We start from the raw sequence: 16,640 nt of genomic DNA on the forward strand, positions 1-16,640 counted from the left end.
CCACCACCGAGAGCTACACTCTCCTCATCGTCGGCACCGTCAGTTGTGTATAAGACCCTCGGCCCAGGCCGCGCGCGATCCCGCTCCGGCAACGGCCGAGCGTCTGGCCCGCGCGCTCGCCGACCGGCCGCCCGCGCGCGCGGGCGAGCCGGGCGCGATCGCCTCCGGCTTCGATGCCGCGCTCGATGCGGCACGCGCCCTGCGTGACGACTCCCGCCGCGTGGTCGCGGCCATGGAGGCCGAGGCGCGGACCGCCACCGGCGTGCCCAACCTGAAGATCCGCCACACCGCCCAGCTCGGCTACTTCATCGAGGTGCCGGAGGCCGCCGGGCTGCGCCTGCGCGACGCCCCGCCTGCTGCGCTGCCCGGCTTCACGCACCGCCAGACCATGGCCGGAACGATGCGGTTCGTGACGGATGCGCTGGCCGCGCTCGACCGCCGTATCCTCGAGGCGGCAGCGGAGGCCGATGCCCGCGAGGCGGCGATCCTCGCCGAGCTGACCGCCGCCGTGCAGGCCGAGGACGGCGCGATCGCCGCCTGCGCCGAGGCGCTCGCCAGCCTCGACGTCGCCGCCGCTACCGCCGTGCTGGCCGAGGCGGAGGCCTGGACACGCCCGGAGATCGAGGAGGGCACGGCCTTCGCGGTGGAGGAGGGGCGGCATCCGGTGGTCGAGGCCGCGGTGCGGCGCGCGGGCGGCTCCTATGTCGCCAACGGCGTCGATCTCTCGCCGGGCGGGCGGCTCTGGCTGGTGACGGGGCCGAACATGGCCGGCAAGTCCACCTTCCTGCGCCAGGCCGCGATCCTCGCCATCCTCGCCCAGGCGGGGCTGTTCGTGCCTGCGCGGCGCGCGCGCATCGGCATCGTCGATCGGCTGTTCAGCCGCGTCGGTGCGTCGGATGATCTCGCGCGCGGCCGCTCCACCTTCATGGTCGAGATGGTCGAGACCGCCGCGATCCTGAACCAGGCGACGCCAAGGAGCCTCGTCATCCTCGACGAGATCGGCCGCGGCACGGCGACCTGGGACGGGCTCGCTCTGGCCTGGGCGGTGCTGGAAGCGCTGCACGACCGCCTCCGCTGCCGGGCGCTGTTCGCGACCCATTTCCACGAACTGACCGCGCTCGGGCCCCGCCTGCCGGAACTCCGCCTCGCGCATCTGCGGGTGAAGGAGTGGCGGGGCGAGGTCGTGTTCCTGCACGCGGTCGCCGAGGGCGCGGCCGACCGCTCCTATGGGCTGCATGTGGCGAAGCTCGCCGGTGTGCCGCGCGAGGTGATCGCGCGTGCCGGCACGGTGCTCGCGGCGCTGGAGGAGCGCGCGCGGGGGCTTGCGCCGCTCGCCGAGGAGATGCCGCTCTTCGCCGCCGCGCCGCGGGGGCGCGCCGAACCGGCCGACGAGCTCCGCCGCGTGCTCGCCGAGACCGACCCGGACGCCTTGAGCCCGCGCGAGGCGCATGCGCTGCTCGTGCGGCTGAAGGGCATGGTCTAGACGCCGCCCGATTGCCGCGCGACAACGGTGCAGCAACAGCGGAGGGATGGAATGGCGGGCGCGGGAGGCGCGACGACCTGGCACGACATCGTCGTGGAGACCCTGCGACGCAACGACGTCCGCCTCGTACCCTACGTGCCCGACCGAGTCCTCACGCCGCTGATCCGCGCCGTTGAGGCTGATCCGTTCTTCACCGCCTTCCCGACCGCGCGCGAGGAGGAGGCGGTCGGCATCGTCGCCGGCGCCTGGATGGGCGGGATGCGCGGCATCGTGCTGATGCAGACCTCGGGCTTCGCCACGCTGCCGAACGTGCTCGCCTCACTCGCCTGCGCCTGCCAGATCCCGCTGCTGATGATGGTCTCGGAGCGCGGCACGCTCGGCGAGTTCAACCTGGGCCAGGCGATGGTCTGCCGCACCATGCGCCCGGTGCTCTCGGCGCTCGGCATCGAGCACCACACCATCACGCGGCTCGACGAGACCGAGTTCGTGGTCGACCGCACGATCCGCCAGGCGATCGCCACACAGGCGCCCGCCTGCCTGATCCTCTCGCCGCTGCTCACCGGCGGAAAGGCGTTCTCGGCATGAGTGCCACGATCGACACCCGGCACAACGCCAAGGTGATGAACCGCTTCGAGCTGACCAAGCTGCTGGTCGCGAAACTCACCGACGAGGCGGTGATCGGCGGGATCGGCAACGCCAATTTCGACCTCTGGGCGGCCGGACGGCGTCCCGAGAACTTCTACATGCTGGGCAGCATGGGGCTCGCGGTGCCGATCGCGCTCGGCGTCGCGATCGCCCAGCCGCACCGCACCGTGATCGCCCTCGAGGGCGACGGGTCGCTGCTGATGCAGCTCGGCTGCCTTGCCACCGTGGCTGCCCGCGCGCCGCGCAACCTCGTGATCGTGGTCTGGGACAACGGCATCTACCAGATTACGGGCGGGCAGAAGACGCCGGCGGCGGCCGCGCGCACCGACCTGGTCGCGATCGCGCGCGCCTCTGGCATCGTCGAGAGCCACTGGGCCGCCGACGAGGCCGAGTTCGAGGCGCTCGCCGCGCGCGCGCTCGGCGCGCCCGGGCCGTGGTTCATCGCCGCGCGGATCGACGACAAGCCGGCCGTGACGCAGACCGAGCGCGATCCGGTGCGCATCCGCGACGCCTTCATGCGCGGGATCGGCAGCCGGAGCTAGCGGGAAGCCTGAGCGGCTGCGCATGCCCGGGTAGGCGGGCATGCGCCCTGCGTGGCGGTCTGGCCAGATCGCCGCGCCGCTGCGTGGTCCCCTCTTCTTCGCGCGTGCGAAATGCGTCTACACTGATGCATGGACCAAGCTGTCGGCGGGCTGCCCTCCGCCGCCGGACGGGGTGTGGCGGCCCCGCCGGCGTGGGGCGAGACGCTGGCCGCGGAGCTCGCGGCGCTGCCGCGCGACGGCGCCAACCCCCCGCGCGACCTCGCCCTCGCCCTGTTTCGCCGCCATCTCGGCCGTATCCAGGCCGACACCAAGGCGCGCTTCGAGGCCGGGCTGTCCGGGCTCGAGGCGGCGCGCCTGCTCGCCGCACGCATGGACGAGGTGGTGCGGCTGCTGCACGCCTGGACCACGCGCACCGTGTTCCCCCCCGGCGTGGAATCCGCCGGCGAGGCGCTGGCGCTCGCCGCCACGGGCGGGTTCGGGCGCGGCGTGCTCGCACCCTTCTCCGACCTCGACCTCCTGTTTCTGACACCCTGGAAGGAGCCGCCGCGCACCGAGCAGGTGGTGGAGTTCATGCTCTACTTCCTGTGGGATCTCGGCCTGAAGGTCGGCCACGCGACGCGCTCGATCGACGAGTGCATCGCCCAGGCGCGCGCCGACCACACCGTGCGCACCTCGCTGCTCGACGCCCGCTTCCTCGCCGGGGACCGCGCCGTGTTCGACGGCTTCGCCGAGCGCTTCCGCGCCGATCTCGTGCAGCACGGCGCGGCCGCCTTCTTCGCCGCCAAGCGCGCCGAGCGTGCCGAACGGCAGCAGAAATACGGCGATTCCGCCTTCCTGCTCGAACCGAACGTGAAGGACGGCAGGGGCGGGCTTCGGGACCTCCAGACCCTGTTCTGGATGATCCGCCTGGTGCGCGGCGTGACGCGGTTCGAGGACGCCGCCGACCCAGCCCTGCCGGGCGGCCCGCTGCTGGACGAGGCGGAGCTGCGCGCCTGGCGCCGCGCCGCCGAGTTCCTCTGGTCGGTCCGCTTTCACCTGCACTACACCACCGGCCGGGCCGAGGAGCGGCTCACCTTCGACCTCCAGCCGGTGATCGGCGCGGCGATGGGCTACACGCGCCACGGCGCGGTGCAGGGGGTGGAGCGCTTCATGAAGCACTACTTCCTGACGGCGCGCGAGGTGCGCCGGCTGACGCTCACCATCGAGCCGGTGGTGGAGCGGCTCGCGCTCGGCCAGCCGGCGGTCACGCCCGACGCGCCGGCGGCGCTCGCCGCGCGCGGCTTCGCGCTCGAGGCGGGCAAGCTGGTGCTGGCGCCCGGACGCAGCTTCGCCGCCGAGCCGATCCTGTTGTTCCGCGTGCTGCAGGCCGCGCGCGACAGCGGGCGCGAGCTTCATCCCCTGACCCTGCGCGCGCTCGTGCAGCATGCGCGGCTCGCTGCCCGGCTGCGCGACGACCGGGAGGCGAACGCGGCCTTCCTCGATCTCGTCGCCTCGCCCAAGGCCGACAGCGCGCAGTGGCTGAAGGTGATGAACCTCGCCGGCATCCTCGGCCGCTTCATCCCGGACTGGGCGCGCGTGGTCGGCCAGATGCAGTTCGACACCTACCACGTGTTCACGGTCGACGAGCACACGATCGAGGCGGTGCGCGTGCTGAACGAGCTCGAGCAGGGCGAGCTGGCGGGCGTCGCGCCGGTGGCGACGGCGCTGATCGGCCAGGTGCAGTCGCGCCGCGCCCTCTATGTCGCGATGCTGCTGCATGACATCGCGAAGGGCCGCGGCGGGGATCATTCCGAGATCGGCGCCCGGATCGCGCAGGAGCTCGGGCCCAGGCTCGGCCTGTCGGCCGAGGAGACCGAGACCGTGTCCTGGCTCGTCCTGCACCACCTCGTGCTGAGCCAGACCGCCTTCAAGCGCGACATCGACGATCCGAAGACGATCCTCGACCTTGCCGAACTCGTGCAGAGCCCGGAGCGGCTCAGGCTGCTGATGGCGCTGACGGTGGCCGACATGCGCGCGGTCTCGGCGAAGATCTGGAACAACTGGAAGGCCACGCTGTTGCGCGAGATCTACTGGCGCGTGGCCGAGGTGCTGGCGGGCGGGCTGAACGTGCCCGAGCGCGACACGCGCGTGGCGCGCGCGCGGCAGGCCGCCGCGGCCGCGCTCGAGGCGGAAGGCTGGGCCGAGGCCGACCGGGACGCCTTCCTCGCCCTCGGCTACCCGGCCTACTGGCTCGGCTTCGATCCGGCGACGCATCTGCGCCACGCGCGGCTGATCCGCGACGCCGAGGCGGCCGGCCAGGCGCTCTCGATCAAGACCGTCGTGCTGGCCGATCGTGGCGTGACCGAGGTGACCGTCTATACCGCCGACCATCCGGGCCTGTTCAGCAAGATCGCGGGCGCGCTCGCGGTCGCCGGCGCCTCGATCGTGGATGCGCGCATCCACACCATGACCAACGGCATGGCGCTCGACACGTTCTGGATCCAGGACGCCGCCGGCGGCGCCTTCGACGCCCCGCACCGTCTGGCACGCATGAGCGTGCTGATCGAGCAGGCGCTCTCAGGCCGGCTGCGCATCGCCGAGGAGATCCGCAAGTCCCGCCCGCCTTTCCCGCGCACGCGCGCGATCCACGTGCCGCCGCGCGTGGTGATTGACAACCACGCCTCCGCGACCCACACCGTGGTGGAGGTGAACGGGCGCGACCGGCCGGGCCTGCTGCACGACGTCACCGCGGCGATGAGCGAGCAGGGGATCCAGATCGCCTCGGCGCACATCACCACCTACGGCGTGCGCGCGGTCGACGTGTTCTACGTCAAGGACGTGTTCGGGCTGAAGATCGAGAACGAGCGCAAGCTTGCAAGCCTGAAGGAGGCGCTGCTCGCCGCGCTCGAGGCGCAGGGGGCCGCCTCCTCCGGCGCCCAGTCGGAAGCGGCCTGAACCGGCTCGGCCGCATCGGCGCATGATCCGCAATGTCCTGACGGTCGGCGGCTGGACCGCGGCCAGTCGGGTGCTCGGCTTCCTGCGCGACATCCTGATCGCCGCCGCGCTCGGCGCCGGCCCGGCGGCGGATGCGTTCTTCGTCGCGCTGAAGCTGCCCAACTTCTTCCGCCGCCTGTTCGGCGAGGGCGCGTTCTCGGCGGCCTTCGTGCCGCTCTTCACCGGCGCGCTGGCCGCGGAAGGACGCGAACAGGCGCGCCGGGTGGCGGAAGGCGCGCTCGCGGTGCTGCTGGTCTCGCTTGCGGCGCTGACGGTCCTCGCGATCCTGTTCATGCCCCAGGCGATGGGCCTGCTGGCACCCGGTTTCCGCAATGACCCGGAACGGTTCGCGCTGGCCGTCGAGCTTGCCCGCATCACCTTCCCCTACCTGATGCTGATCTGCCTGGTGGCGCTGTTCTCGGGCGTGCTGAACGGGCTCGATCGCTTCGCCGCCGCGGCGGCCGCGCCGGTGCTGTTCAATGTCGCGCTGATCGGCGGACTCGTGCTCGCGCCGGTCCTCGCGCTGCCGGCAGCACACGGGCTCGCGTGGGGCGTGGCCGCGGCGGGGCTCTGCCAGTTCCTGCTGCTGTCCTGGGCGGTGGCTGCAGCGGGGCTGCCGCTGCGCCTGCCTCTGCCGCGGCTGACGCCCGAGGTCCGGCTGCTGCTGCGGCGCATGGGGCCTGGGGCGATCGGCGCCGGAGTGACGCAGATCAACCTGATGGTCGACGTGATCATCGCCTCGTTCCTGCCCCAGGGGGCGATCGCGTTCCTCTACTACGCCGACCGGGTGAACCAGTTGCCGCTCGGCGTGCTCGGCACGGCGGTCGGCACCGCGCTCCTGCCGGCGCTGTCGCGCCAGGTGCGCGCCGGCAACGCCACGGCCGCGCTCGCCACGCAGAACCGCGCGATCGAGTTCGCGCTGCTGCTCACCGTGCCGGCGGCGGTCGGTCTCGCGGTCGCCGCCTGGCCGATCGTGCACGTGCTGTTCGGACGCGGTGCCTTCGGGGCGGACGACGTGGCGGCCACCGCGGCGGCGCTTGCGGCCTATGCCGTCGGCCTGCCGGGCTATGTGCTCGCGAAGGTGTTCGCGCCCGGCTTCTTCGCGCGCGGCGACACGGCGAGCCCGGTGAAGGTCGCGGTCGGCTGCGTGGCGCTGAACATCGCGCTCTGCCTGGCGCTGATCGGCCCGTTCGGCCATGTCGGCGTCGCCATGGCGACCGCGATCACGGGCTGGGTGAACGCGGGCGCGCTCGGGGCGTGGCTGTGGCGGCAGGGCCGGCTCGTGCCGGATGGCCGGCTCGGGCGTTTCGTGCCGCGGCTGGTCGCGGCCGCCGCGGTCATGGGTGCGGCGGTCTGGGCGGCCCAGGCGGCGATCTTCGACGCGCTGTTCCAGGTCCAGGGCTATCGCTGGGGCGCGCTGGCGGCGCTGCTGGCGGTCGCGGGTGCGGTGTTCGCCGGCGCGGCGCTCGCGCTGCGCGTGGCCGATCCGCGCGAGCTGCGCGGCTACCTGAGGCGGCGCCGGGCTTGACCGCGGCGCCGTCCCGTCCGATCACGCCGCCCCCGATCCCCTCCACAAGGACCGATCCATGGCGACCGCCCCGCTCCCGCGCATCTTCTCCGGCGTGCAGCCGACCGGCAACCTGCATCTGGGCAACTATCTCGGCGCGCTGCGCAACTGGGTGAAGCTGCAGCACGACCACGAGTGCATCTTCTGCGTGGTGGACATGCACGCGATCACGATCTGGCAGGAGCCCCGCGAGCTGCATCGCGCCACGCTGGAGGTCGCCGCGGCGATGATCGCCTGCGGCATCGACGCCGAGAAGCACATCGTGTTCAACCAGTCGGCCGTGCCGGGACACGCGCAGCTCGCCTGGATCTTCAACTGCGTCGCCCGCATCGGCTGGCTCAACCGGATGACGCAGTTCAAGGAGAAGGCCGGCAAGGACCGCGAGAACGCCTCGGTCGGGCTCTACGCCTATCCGAACCTGATGGCGGCCGACATCCTGCTCTACAAGGCGACGCGCGTGCCGGTGGGCGAGGACCAGAAGCAGCATCTCGAGCTCGCCAACGACATCGCGCAGAAGTTCAACCACGATTTCGGCCGCGCGGTGTTCCCGATGATCGAGCCGCTGATCCTCGGCCCCGCGGCGCGCGTGATGTCGTTGCGTGACGGCACCAAGAAGATGAGCAAGTCGGACGCTTCCGACCAGTCGCGGATCAATCTCACCGACGATGCGGATGCGATCGCCCTCAAAGTGCGGCGCGCGAAGACCGATCCGGAGCCCCTGCCGCATGACGCGGCGGGGCTGGAGGGGCGGCCGGAGGCGCGCAACCTGGTGGGCATCTACGCCGCGCTGACCGACATGCACCACGACGCCGTCCTGGCCGAGCATGGCGGCAAGCCGTTCAGCGCCTTCAAGGCGGCGCTGACGGATCTGCTGGTGGCGAATCTCAGCCCGATCGCCGCCGAGATGCGGCGGCTGACGGCGGATCCCGGGACGGTCGAGGCGATCCTGCGCCGAGGCGCCGAACGGGCGCGCGCGCTCGCCGCGCCGGTGCTGGCGGAGGTCGAGGAGACGGTCGGGTTCGTCAGAGTATAGGGGCCGGGGGGCCGCAAGGCCCCCCGCGCCCCCCAGGAAGGCGTCGCTCCCGCGGGTCGCGACGCGGGCCCCTCGCTGGGGGGCGGGAGGCAAGCGTTGCCTTGCGCCCCTTCCCTACAGCAGCGCGAGCTGCCGCTCCTCCTCGCGCCGGCGCGGCGGTGCGAAGCGCGAGCAGTCGAGACCCGCCATTGGCTCATCGAGCCCGAGCCGGCGCGCGGCGACCGCGAAGCGCCGCGCCAGCATGTCGGCATAGACGCCGACGCCCCGGAACCGGCTGCCGAAGCGCGGATCGTTCAGCGCCCCGCCGCGGGTCTGGCGGACCAGGGACAGCACATGCGCCGCCCGTTCGGGATAGTGCGCCTCGAGCCACTCGGTGAACAGCGCGCGCAGCTCGTGCGGCAGGCGCAGCAGCACGTAGCCGGCCGCAGTCGCGCCGGCGCGTGCGGCGGCGGCGAGGATCCGCTCCATCTCGGCGTCGTTCAGCCCGGGGATCATCGGCGCGGCGAGCACCGCCGTGGGCACGCCGGCGCGGGACAGCGCCTCGATCGCCTGCAGCCGCCGCGCCGGCGTGGCGGCGCGCGGCTCCATCACGCGCGCGAGCCGCCGGTCGAGCGTGGTGACGGAGATGCACACCCGCACCAGCCGGCGCGACGCCATCCCGGTCAGCAGGTCGAGGTCGCGCAGCACCAGCGCCGACTTGGTGACGATCGTGCAGGGATGCGCCGCCTCGGCCAGGACCTCGAGGATCGCGCGCGTGAGGCGGAGCTGGCGCTCGACCGGCTGGTAGGGATCGGTGTTCGAGCCGAGCGCGATCGGGCGCGGCACGTAGCCGGGCTTGCCGATCTCCTTCGCCAGCAGTGTCGCAGCCTCCGGCTTGAACAGGAGCCTGGTCTCGAAATCGAGCCCGGGGGACAGGCCGAGATACGCATGGCTCGGCCGGGCATAGCAGTAGACGCAGCCGTGCTCGCAGCCGCGATAGGGGTTCACCGCCCTGTCGAAGCCGATATCGGGGCTGTCGTTCCAGGCGATGATGCTGCGCGTGGCGTCGCGCGTCAGCGTGGTCGCGAGCGGGGGCGGCTCGGCGAGCTCGTCCTCCAGCGTGCCCCAGCCGTCATCGACCGGTTCGCTCCGGATGCGGTCGTAGCGGCAGGCGGGGTTGCCGATCGCGCCGCGGCCCTTGCGCGGGCCGGCGGTCAGGGTGGGGGTCGCGGCGGCGGTGTCGGGCCGGTCGACCAGCGCCAAGTCGTCCATCATGGTCCCTCCGTGGCACGAATGGTGCGCCGGGGCCCAGGGGGTCGTCAAGAACAAAACAAGAACTCTTGCGGTTTCCGGTATCGCAGGTCCGCATCGTCTGCGGCAGGCTGAGAACCCCATGGATCTTTCGGTCGTCATCCCGGCGCTGAACGCGGCCGCGACCCTGCCGGCGACGCTCGACGCGCTGGGTCGGGCGCCGCGCGAGGTGATCGTCGTCGATGGCGGCTCGACCGACGCCACCGCGGCGATCGCGGTCGCGCGCGGCTGCCGGCTGATCGCCGCGCCGCGCGGGCGGGGCAGCCAGCTCGCCGCCGGGGTCGCGGCGGCACGAGGGCCATGGCTCCTGCTGCTGCACGCGGATACGCGCCTCGGTCCCGACTGGGCCGAGGCGGCGGCGGCGCACATCGCCGCCGCACCCGATCGCGCCGGCTACTTCCGCCTGCGCATCGACGACGGAGCGCCGGCGGCACGCCGGCTCGAGCGCGCGGTCGCCTGGCGCTGCCGCGCGCTCGGCCTGCCCTATGGCGACCAGGGCCTCCTGGTCGCGCGCGCGCTGCTCGACGCGGTGGGGGGAATCCGCCCGCTGCCGCTGATGGAGGACGTGGATCTGGTGCGCCGGCTCGGCCGCGCGCGGCTCGCCCCGCTGCCCGCCGACGCGCTGACCTCGGCGGCGCGCTACCGGCGCGACGGGTATCTCCGCCGCTCGGCGCGCAACCTCGCGCTCCTTGCGCTGTGGTTCGCCGGCGTGCCCCCGCGCGTGCTCGTCCGCTTCTACTGACGCTGTCGTTCCTGCCGCGCGACGGACTTGACGCGCATGGGGAGCGGCGTTAAGCGTGGGCATGGCACAAACAAAAGTTCGCATTCCGAACTCCGCTGCAGACCCTGCCGAGAAGAACCTCGTCCGCTCGCTCGCCAAGGGCTTCGCGGTGCTGCATGCCTTCACCGCCGAGCGCGACGAACTCACCCTTGCCGAGGTCGCCCGCGCAGCCGGCATCGACAACGCCACCGCCTTCCGCTTCCTCAACACGCTGGTGATGCTCGGCTACGTCGCGCGCGTGCCCGGCACGCGACGCTTCCGCCTGACGCTGCGCTGCCTCGATCTCGGCTTCAATGCGATCGCGCGCGCGGATCTGCGCATGCTGGCGCGGCCGATCCTGCGCGACCTCGTCGGCGCGCTGAACGAGGCGGCCTCGATCGGCGTGCTCGACGGCGCGGACGTCGTCTATGTCGAGCGCATCCAGGCCGGAATCGCGCGGCTCGGCGTCGATGTGCGGATCGGCAGCCGTGTGCCGGTCTATTCCTCCGCGATCGGCCGCGCGATCCTGGCCTTCCTGCCGCGCGAGACCCAGCTCGCCGTGCTCGAGGCGCGCCCGCGCGAGAAGCTGACCGAGGCGACCGTCACCGACCGCGCGGCCCTGCTCGCGATCCTCGAGCGCGTGCGCGCGGACGGCATCGCCCTCTCCGACCAGGAGACCGTGCCCGGCCTGCGCGTGCTCGCCTGCCCGCTGCTGGACGCCGACGGCGTGCCGCTCGGCGGCATCAGCGTCGCCGCGCCGGCGCTGCGCATGAGCGCCGAGGACTATCTGCGCCAGGCCGGCCCGCCCCTGATTGCGGCCGCGCGCGCCCTCTCGCGCGGCCTCGAGGCCGCCGGCGGGACGGCCGCCCCCGCGCGCCCGCCGCTTGCCGAACCGACGCCGACCAGGAGACACCGTCCATGACCCCGCGCCTCGCCTATCGCGGCATCATCCCCGCGATCGCCTGCCCGTTCCGCGACGACCACGCGATCGACGCGGAGGAGCTCGCCCGCTTCGCGCGCTGGCTCGCCCGCCAGCCCGGCATCGTCGCGCTGATGACCAACGGCCATACCGGCGAGGTGTTCTCGCTCACCCCGCGCGAGCGCATCGAGGTGACGCGCATCGCCGCCGAGGCGACGCGGGGGCTCTGCCCGGTGATCTCCTCGATCGTCTGCGAAGGGATCCGCGACGCGGTCGAGCAGGCGGTCGCGGCGAAGGAGGCGGGCGCGCAGGCGCTCGACATCATGCCGCCGCACCACTGGCTGCGCTTCGGCTTCCGCCCGGCGCACGTCATCGACTACTTCACCGCGATCGGCGAGGCGACCGGCCTCGGCCTGGTCGTGCACGTCTATCCCGCCTGGACCAAGGCATCGTTCCCCTCCGACCTGCTCGCCGAGCTCGCGCGCCTGCCCTTCGTGCACGCCTTCAAGATCGGCACGCGCGAGATGAACAAGTACGCCGCGGACCTGAAGGCGATCCGCGCCGCCGACCCCAGCTGCGCCCTGCTCACCTGCCACGACGAGTATCTGCTCGCCTCGATGGTGCAGGGAATCGACGGCGCGCTCGTCGGCTTCGCCTCGCTGATCCCCGGGCTGATCCACGACCTGCTCGCGGCGGTGCAGGCCGGGGACTTGAAGCGCGCGATGGCGGTGCAGGCGCGGATCGATCCGGTGAAGGACGCCGTCTATGGCGGCGGCGAGCCCACGGGAGAGGCGCATGCGCGGATGAAGACGGCGATGAAGCTCGCCGGCATCCTGCGCAGCGACACGGTACGCCCGCCGACCCATGCGCCGAGTGCGGCGGAGATCGCGACGATCCGCGCTGCGCTCGAGGCCGCCGGCGTGCTTGCGCGCGCGGCCGCAGAATGAAGATCGCAACCAAGGGAGAGACGACCTCATGCGTCGACGCACACTGCTCACCACAGGCGCCGCTGCCCTCGCCGCGCCGGCGATTCGTGCCCAGGCGGCCTGGCCGCACGGACGGCCGATCCGCGTCATCGTGCCCTTTCCCCCGGGGGCGGTGAACGACCTGCTGGGCCGGATGCTGGCGCAGCGGCTCCAGGACAAGCTCGGCGCCACCGCGGTGGTGGAGAACCGCGTCGGCGGCAACGGCGTGGTCGGCACCGGCCATGTCGTGCAGTCCGCGCCCGACGGCTACACGCTGCTCGCCTCGGCCTTCAACACCGTGGTGCTGCACCTGGTGACGCCGAATCTTCCCTTCGATCCGATGGCGGATCTCGACGTGGTCGCGCGCACCGGGGTCGCGCCGCTGGTGATGGTGATGACCCCCGATCGGCCGCAGACCACGATCGCCGAGGTGGTCGCCGCCGCCAAGGCCGATCCGAGGAACTGGACCTTCGCGATCACCTCGGTCGGCTCGGCCGGGCATCTCGCCACGATCGAGTTCAACCGCCGCAGCGGCGCGAATGTCGAGATGGCACCCTATCGCGGCACCCAGCCGGCCCTGACCGACGTGATCGCCGGCAACGTGCAGCTGCTGATCGACCCGGCCTTCGCGCTGCTGCCGGCCGCACGCGGCGGCCGCGTGAAGGCGCTTGGCATCGCCTCGGCGCAGCGCTCCGAGCTCGCCCCCGATCTGCCGACCATGCGCGAGGCCGGGCTCGGCGACTTCGTGTTCAACTCCTGGTACGGGATCTGGGCGCCCAGGGGCACGCCTGCCGAGATCAAGGGCCGCGTCAATGCGCTGATGGCGGAGGCGATGCGCGAGCCGGAGACGCGCGCCTGGCTTACCCAGCGCCTCGTCGAGCCGGTGGCCGAGACGGCCGAGGAGGCCCGCGCCTTCATGGTCTCCGAGGAGAAGCGGGCGCGCGAACTGCTCGCCTCGGTGAACTTCAAGCCGGCCTGATGCATGCGCTGGTGACCGGGGCGAGTTCGGGGATCGGCGCGGCGATCGCCACGCGGCTGCTGGCCGATGGATGGCGCGTCACCGGTCTTGATCGCGCCCCGGCGCCGCACGATGCGGCGGGCTATGCGCACCACCAGCTCGACCTGACCGAGCCGGTGCGGATCCGGGATCTGCTCGATCGTCTCGATGATGTCACCGCGCTCGTGCACGCGGCCGGCGTGATGCGCGCCGCGCCGCTCGGCGCGCTCGACGCGGAGGCCGGGGCGGCGATGTGGCGCCTGCATGTCGAGGCGGCGGCGATGCTGGCCGACGCGCTCGCCCCACGCCTGCCCGCGGGCGGTCGCATCGTCCTGATCGGCAGCCGCACCTCGGCCGGCGCCGCGGGCCGCAGCCAGTACGCCGCGACCAAGGCGGCGCTGGTCGGGCTCGCGCGCTCCTGGGCGGCAGAACTCGCGCCGCGCGGCATCACGGTGAACGTGATCGCCCCGGCCGCGACCGACACGCCGATGCTCGCCGACCCGGCGCGCACCACCTTGCCGCCGCGCCTGCCGCCGATCGGCCGCTTCGTGCGCGCCGAGGAGGTGGCCGCGCTCGCTGCCTTCCTGCTTTCGGCCGAGGCGGGCGCGATCACCGGCCAGCAGATCCTGGTCTGCGGCGGCGCCTCGCTGTAAGTCGGCACATCCCACTGCGATGGAGACTCCGATGGCCCCGCGCATCGTCGCGATCGAGGAACGCACGCGGCCGATCGCCTCGGCGATCCGCAACGCCTATATCGACTTCTCGCAGATGACGACGTCGCTGGTCGCGGTCGTCACCGACGTCGTGCGCGACGGCAGACGGGTCGTCGGCTACGGCTTCAACTCCAACGGCCGCTACGGCCAGGGGGGGCTGATCCGCGAGCGCTTCGCGCCGCGCCTCCTCAACGCCGATCCCGCCGCGCTGCTCGATGCGAGCGGCGAGAACCTCGACCCGGACCGCTGCTGGGCGGCGATGATGGCGAACGAGAGGCCGGGCGGGCACGGCGAGCGTTCGGTCGCGGTCGGCACGCTCGACATGGCGATCTGGGATGCGGTGGCGAAGATCGCCGGCAAGCCGCTGTTCCGCCTGTTGGCCGAACGGCACGGACGCGAGCCGGACCCGCGCGTGTTCGTCTACGCCGCCGGCGGCTACTACTACCCGGGCAAGGACAACACGGCGCTCCGCGCCGAGATGCGGAGCTATCTCGACCGCGGCTATACGGTGGTGAAGATGAAGATCGGCGGCGCGCCGCTCGCCGAGGACCGCGCGCGGATCGAGGCGGTGCTCGCCGAGCTCGACGGCAAGGCCCGACTCGCGGTCGATGCGAACGGGCGCTTCGACCTCGAGACCGCGATCGCCTACGCCAAGGCTCTGAACGACTACCCGCTGTTCTGGTACGAGGAGCCGGGCGATCCGCTCGACTTCCATCTTCAGGCGACGCTGGCGCAGTTCCATCCAGGCCCGATGGCGACCGGCGAGAACCTGTTCAGCCATCAGGACGCGCGCAACCTGCTCCGCTACGGGGCGATGCGTCCGGATCGCGACTGGCTGCAGTTCGACTGCGCGCTGTCCTACGGACTGTGCGAGTACCAGCGCACGCTGGCGGTGCTCACGGAATGCGGCTGGTCCTGGCGGCGCTGCATCCCGCATGGCGGGCATCAGATGTCGCTGATGATCGCCGCGGGGCTGGGTCTCGGCGGCAACGAGAGCTACCCTGACCTCTTCCAGCCCTATGGCGGCTTCCCCGACGGCGTGCGGGTGGAGGACGGCTACGTCACGCTGCCCGATCTGCCGGGGATCGGCTTCGAGGGGAAGTCGGATCTCTACGCGGAGATGCGCGCGTTGGCGGAATGATCCGCCCGAGCTACTCGGCCGCGCGCATGTGCTCCTGCAGCCTGGGCATCAGCTCGACCAGGTTGCAGGGGCGGTGGCGGCTGTCGAGCTGGAAGCGCAGGATGTCGTCCCAGGCATCGCGGCAGGCGCCGGGCGATCCGGGCAGCGCGAACAGGTACGTCCCGCGTGCGACACCGCCGAGCGCGCGCGACTGGATCGTCGAGGTGCCGATCTTCTGGTAGCTCAGCATCCGGAAGAGCTCGCCGAAGCCCTCGATCCGCTTCTCGACCACGCGCTCGAACGCCTCGGGGGTGACGTCGCGCCCGGTGATGCCGGTGCCGCCGGTGGAGATCACCACGTCGATGCCGGGGTCGGCGATCCAGTCCGCCAGATGCGCGGCGATCGCCTCGACCTCGTCGCGCACCAGCGCGCGTGCCACCACGCGGTGGCCGGCCCCCTGGATGCGCTCGGCGAGCGTGTCGCCCGAGGTGTCGGTCGCCGGCGTGCGCGTATCCGAGACGGTCAGGATGGCGATGTTGACGGGCAGGAAGGGGCGGCTCTCGTCGATCCGTGCCATGCACCAGGTTCCTGGGCCGCGAGACGCAGGCGGGGCGCGTCAGTTCAGCCGCGCCCCGCCTCCGGCTTCGCCGGCGGTGAACTCCTCGGGACCATGATAGCGCGGCCAGCGGCCGGCGGCGAGAGCGTCGAGCGAAGGCGCCGCCCGGCCGAGCCGGGAGGCGTAGATCCAGCTGAAGGCCAGCACGCGCTGCACGTAGGCGCGCGTCTCGTGCAGCGGAATCGTTTCGAGGAACAGCAGCGGATCGTTGCCGTGCGCCATCGTGCCGTTCCAGCGCGCGAGATTGCCTGGGCCGGCATTGTAGGCGGCGATCAGGCGGAGTAGATCGCCATCCACCTCCGGATGGCGCGCGAGATAGGCGATGTAGCGGCTGCCGATCTCGAGATTGAGCGCGGGCTCGTGCAGCCGGTGGCGGTGCCGCCCGGCGAGTTCCGGCCGCCCGGCGACGTAGCTTGCGGTGAGCGGCATGATCTGCATGAGGCCGCGCGCACCCGCCCGGCTGACCGCGGCCGAGTCGAAATTGCTCTCCACGCGCGCCATGCCGAGCACCAGCGCCGGCTCGGCCACGCTCTCGTCGGGCCGCCAGTTCGGCAGCGGGAAACGCGCATAGTCGCGCGGCCGCCCGTCCCGGCTCTCCACCAGGGGGGCGATGCGCATCGCGAGCTCGGCCATCCCGGTCTGGCTCGTCACGACCAGCAGCGCACGCGCAAGCGGCGGATTGTCGCGTGCGGCGGGCGCGAGCCGGCGCAGTTCCGCCTCGGCGCGCCCGGCCTGGCCGATCTGCAGGAGTGCGAGCGCGCGCAGCCCCTGCGCGGTCTCGGCGAGGATCGCCGCCTCGTTCTCGCCGAGCAGGTCGCGCTCCCAGGCGAAGCCCGCAGGGATGCCGAGGGCGCGGCGCGCGAGCAGGCCGTAGAAGCTGCGCGAGGCCTGCGCTGCCTCGAGCAGCCAGGGGACGTAGGCGCGCGGGTCGCGCTGGCGGAGCGCGGCGCGGGCTGCCCAGAACGCGCCGGCGGCGCGGCGCACGGCCGATCCGATCTCGGCGGCACCGGCATCACC

15 protein-coding genes are annotated in these 16,640 nt (G+C 72.6%); 12 read left to right on the forward strand and 3 right to left on the reverse strand.

Going from position 1 to position 16,640, the window contains the following annotated elements; genetic code table 11:
• The 6 genes from mutS to trpS all read left to right on the forward strand — a co-directional run.
• A partial coding sequence (gene mutS, locus FK498_RS11175; protein ID WP_141854547.1) for a DNA mismatch repair protein MutS occupies positions 1 to 1,483 on the forward strand: 1,483 nt, incomplete at its 5' end.
• 51 nt (positions 1,484 to 1,534) lie between these two features.
• Entirely contained in the window at positions 1,535 to 2,068 is a 534-nt protein-coding gene (locus FK498_RS11180; protein ID WP_141854549.1) for a thiamine pyrophosphate-binding protein, read from the forward strand.
• Complete coding sequence (locus tag FK498_RS11185; protein WP_141854551.1) at positions 2,065 to 2,670, forward strand: thiamine pyrophosphate-dependent enzyme; 606 nt, start codon at positions 2,065 to 2,067, stop codon at positions 2,668 to 2,670. Before FK498_RS11180 ends, FK498_RS11185 begins: the two co-directional genes overlap by 4 nt.
• Before the next feature lie 129 nt (positions 2,671 to 2,799).
• Positions 2,800 to 5,604, forward strand: a complete 2,805-nt coding sequence (locus FK498_RS11190) for a [protein-PII] uridylyltransferase (RefSeq protein WP_141854553.1) — start codon at positions 2,800 to 2,802, stop codon at positions 5,602 to 5,604.
• Between the two features lie 22 nt (positions 5,605 to 5,626).
• Positions 5,627 to 7,171 (forward strand): murein biosynthesis integral membrane protein MurJ, encoded by a 1,545-nt coding sequence (murJ, locus tag FK498_RS11195; RefSeq protein ID WP_141854555.1) that lies wholly within the window; start codon positions 5,627 to 5,629, stop codon positions 7,169 to 7,171.
• Between the two features lie 58 nt (positions 7,172 to 7,229).
• Positions 7,230 to 8,243, forward strand: a complete 1,014-nt coding sequence (gene trpS, locus FK498_RS11200) for a tryptophan--tRNA ligase (RefSeq protein WP_141854557.1) — start codon at positions 7,230 to 7,232, stop codon at positions 8,241 to 8,243.
• 114 nt (positions 8,244 to 8,357) lie between these two features.
• Here trpS and FK498_RS11205 read toward each other — a convergent pair whose 3' ends face one another.
• A complete protein-coding gene (locus FK498_RS11205) occupies positions 8,358 to 9,494 on the reverse strand; it encodes a PA0069 family radical SAM protein (protein ID WP_141854573.1) in 1,137 nt (378 codons plus the stop codon).
• A gap of 121 nt (positions 9,495 to 9,615) precedes the next feature.
• Here FK498_RS11205 and FK498_RS11210 point away from each other — a divergent pair, with 121 nt between their 5' ends.
• The 6 genes from FK498_RS11210 to FK498_RS11235 all read left to right on the forward strand — a co-directional run bounded on the left by FK498_RS11210 (position 9,616) and on the right by FK498_RS11235 (position 15,028).
• A complete protein-coding gene (locus FK498_RS11210; protein ID WP_141854559.1) occupies positions 9,616 to 10,275 on the forward strand; it encodes a TIGR04283 family arsenosugar biosynthesis glycosyltransferase in 660 nt (219 codons plus the stop codon).
• A gap of 61 nt (positions 10,276 to 10,336) precedes the next feature.
• On the forward strand, positions 10,337 to 11,215 hold the full coding sequence (locus FK498_RS11215) for an IclR family transcriptional regulator (protein ID WP_141854575.1): 879 nt from the start codon (positions 10,337 to 10,339) through the stop codon (positions 11,213 to 11,215).
• Complete coding sequence (locus FK498_RS11220) at positions 11,212 to 12,159, forward strand: dihydrodipicolinate synthase family protein (protein ID WP_141854561.1); 948 nt, start codon at positions 11,212 to 11,214, stop codon at positions 12,157 to 12,159. Before FK498_RS11215 ends, FK498_RS11220 begins: the two co-directional genes overlap by 4 nt.
• Positions 12,160 to 12,187: 28 nt before the next feature.
• On the forward strand, positions 12,188 to 13,156 hold the full coding sequence (locus FK498_RS11225; RefSeq protein WP_141854563.1) for a tripartite tricarboxylate transporter substrate binding protein: 969 nt from the start codon (positions 12,188 to 12,190) through the stop codon (positions 13,154 to 13,156).
• Positions 13,156 to 13,827 carry an SDR family NAD(P)-dependent oxidoreductase gene (locus tag FK498_RS11230; RefSeq protein ID WP_141854565.1) on the forward strand — a complete coding sequence of 224 codons (672 nt, stop codon included), beginning with the start codon at positions 13,156 to 13,158 and terminating at the stop codon, positions 13,825 to 13,827. The genes FK498_RS11225 and FK498_RS11230 overlap by 1 nt, the downstream gene beginning before the upstream one ends.
• A 31-nt stretch (positions 13,828 to 13,858) precedes the next feature.
• Positions 13,859 to 15,028 (forward strand): mandelate racemase/muconate lactonizing enzyme family protein, encoded by a 1,170-nt coding sequence (locus tag FK498_RS11235; protein WP_141854567.1) that lies wholly within the window; start codon positions 13,859 to 13,861, stop codon positions 15,026 to 15,028.
• A gap of 10 nt (positions 15,029 to 15,038) precedes the next feature.
• Here FK498_RS11235 and moaB read toward each other — a convergent pair whose 3' ends face one another.
• Positions 15,039 to 15,584: a molybdenum cofactor biosynthesis protein B gene (moaB, locus tag FK498_RS11240; protein WP_141854569.1), complete on the reverse strand. Its 546-nt coding sequence runs from the start codon at positions 15,582 to 15,584 to the stop codon at positions 15,039 to 15,041.
• 39 nt (positions 15,585 to 15,623) lie between these two features.
• Positions 15,624 to 16,640: lytic transglycosylase domain-containing protein (locus FK498_RS11245; RefSeq protein ID WP_141854571.1), on the reverse strand; the 1,017-nt coding region annotated here is incomplete at its 5' end.

The sequence above is a fragment of the Elioraea sp. Yellowstone genome, from assembly GCF_006704265.1.
In the GTDB taxonomy this organism is placed as follows: domain Bacteria; phylum Pseudomonadota; class Alphaproteobacteria; order Acetobacterales; family Acetobacteraceae; genus Elioraea.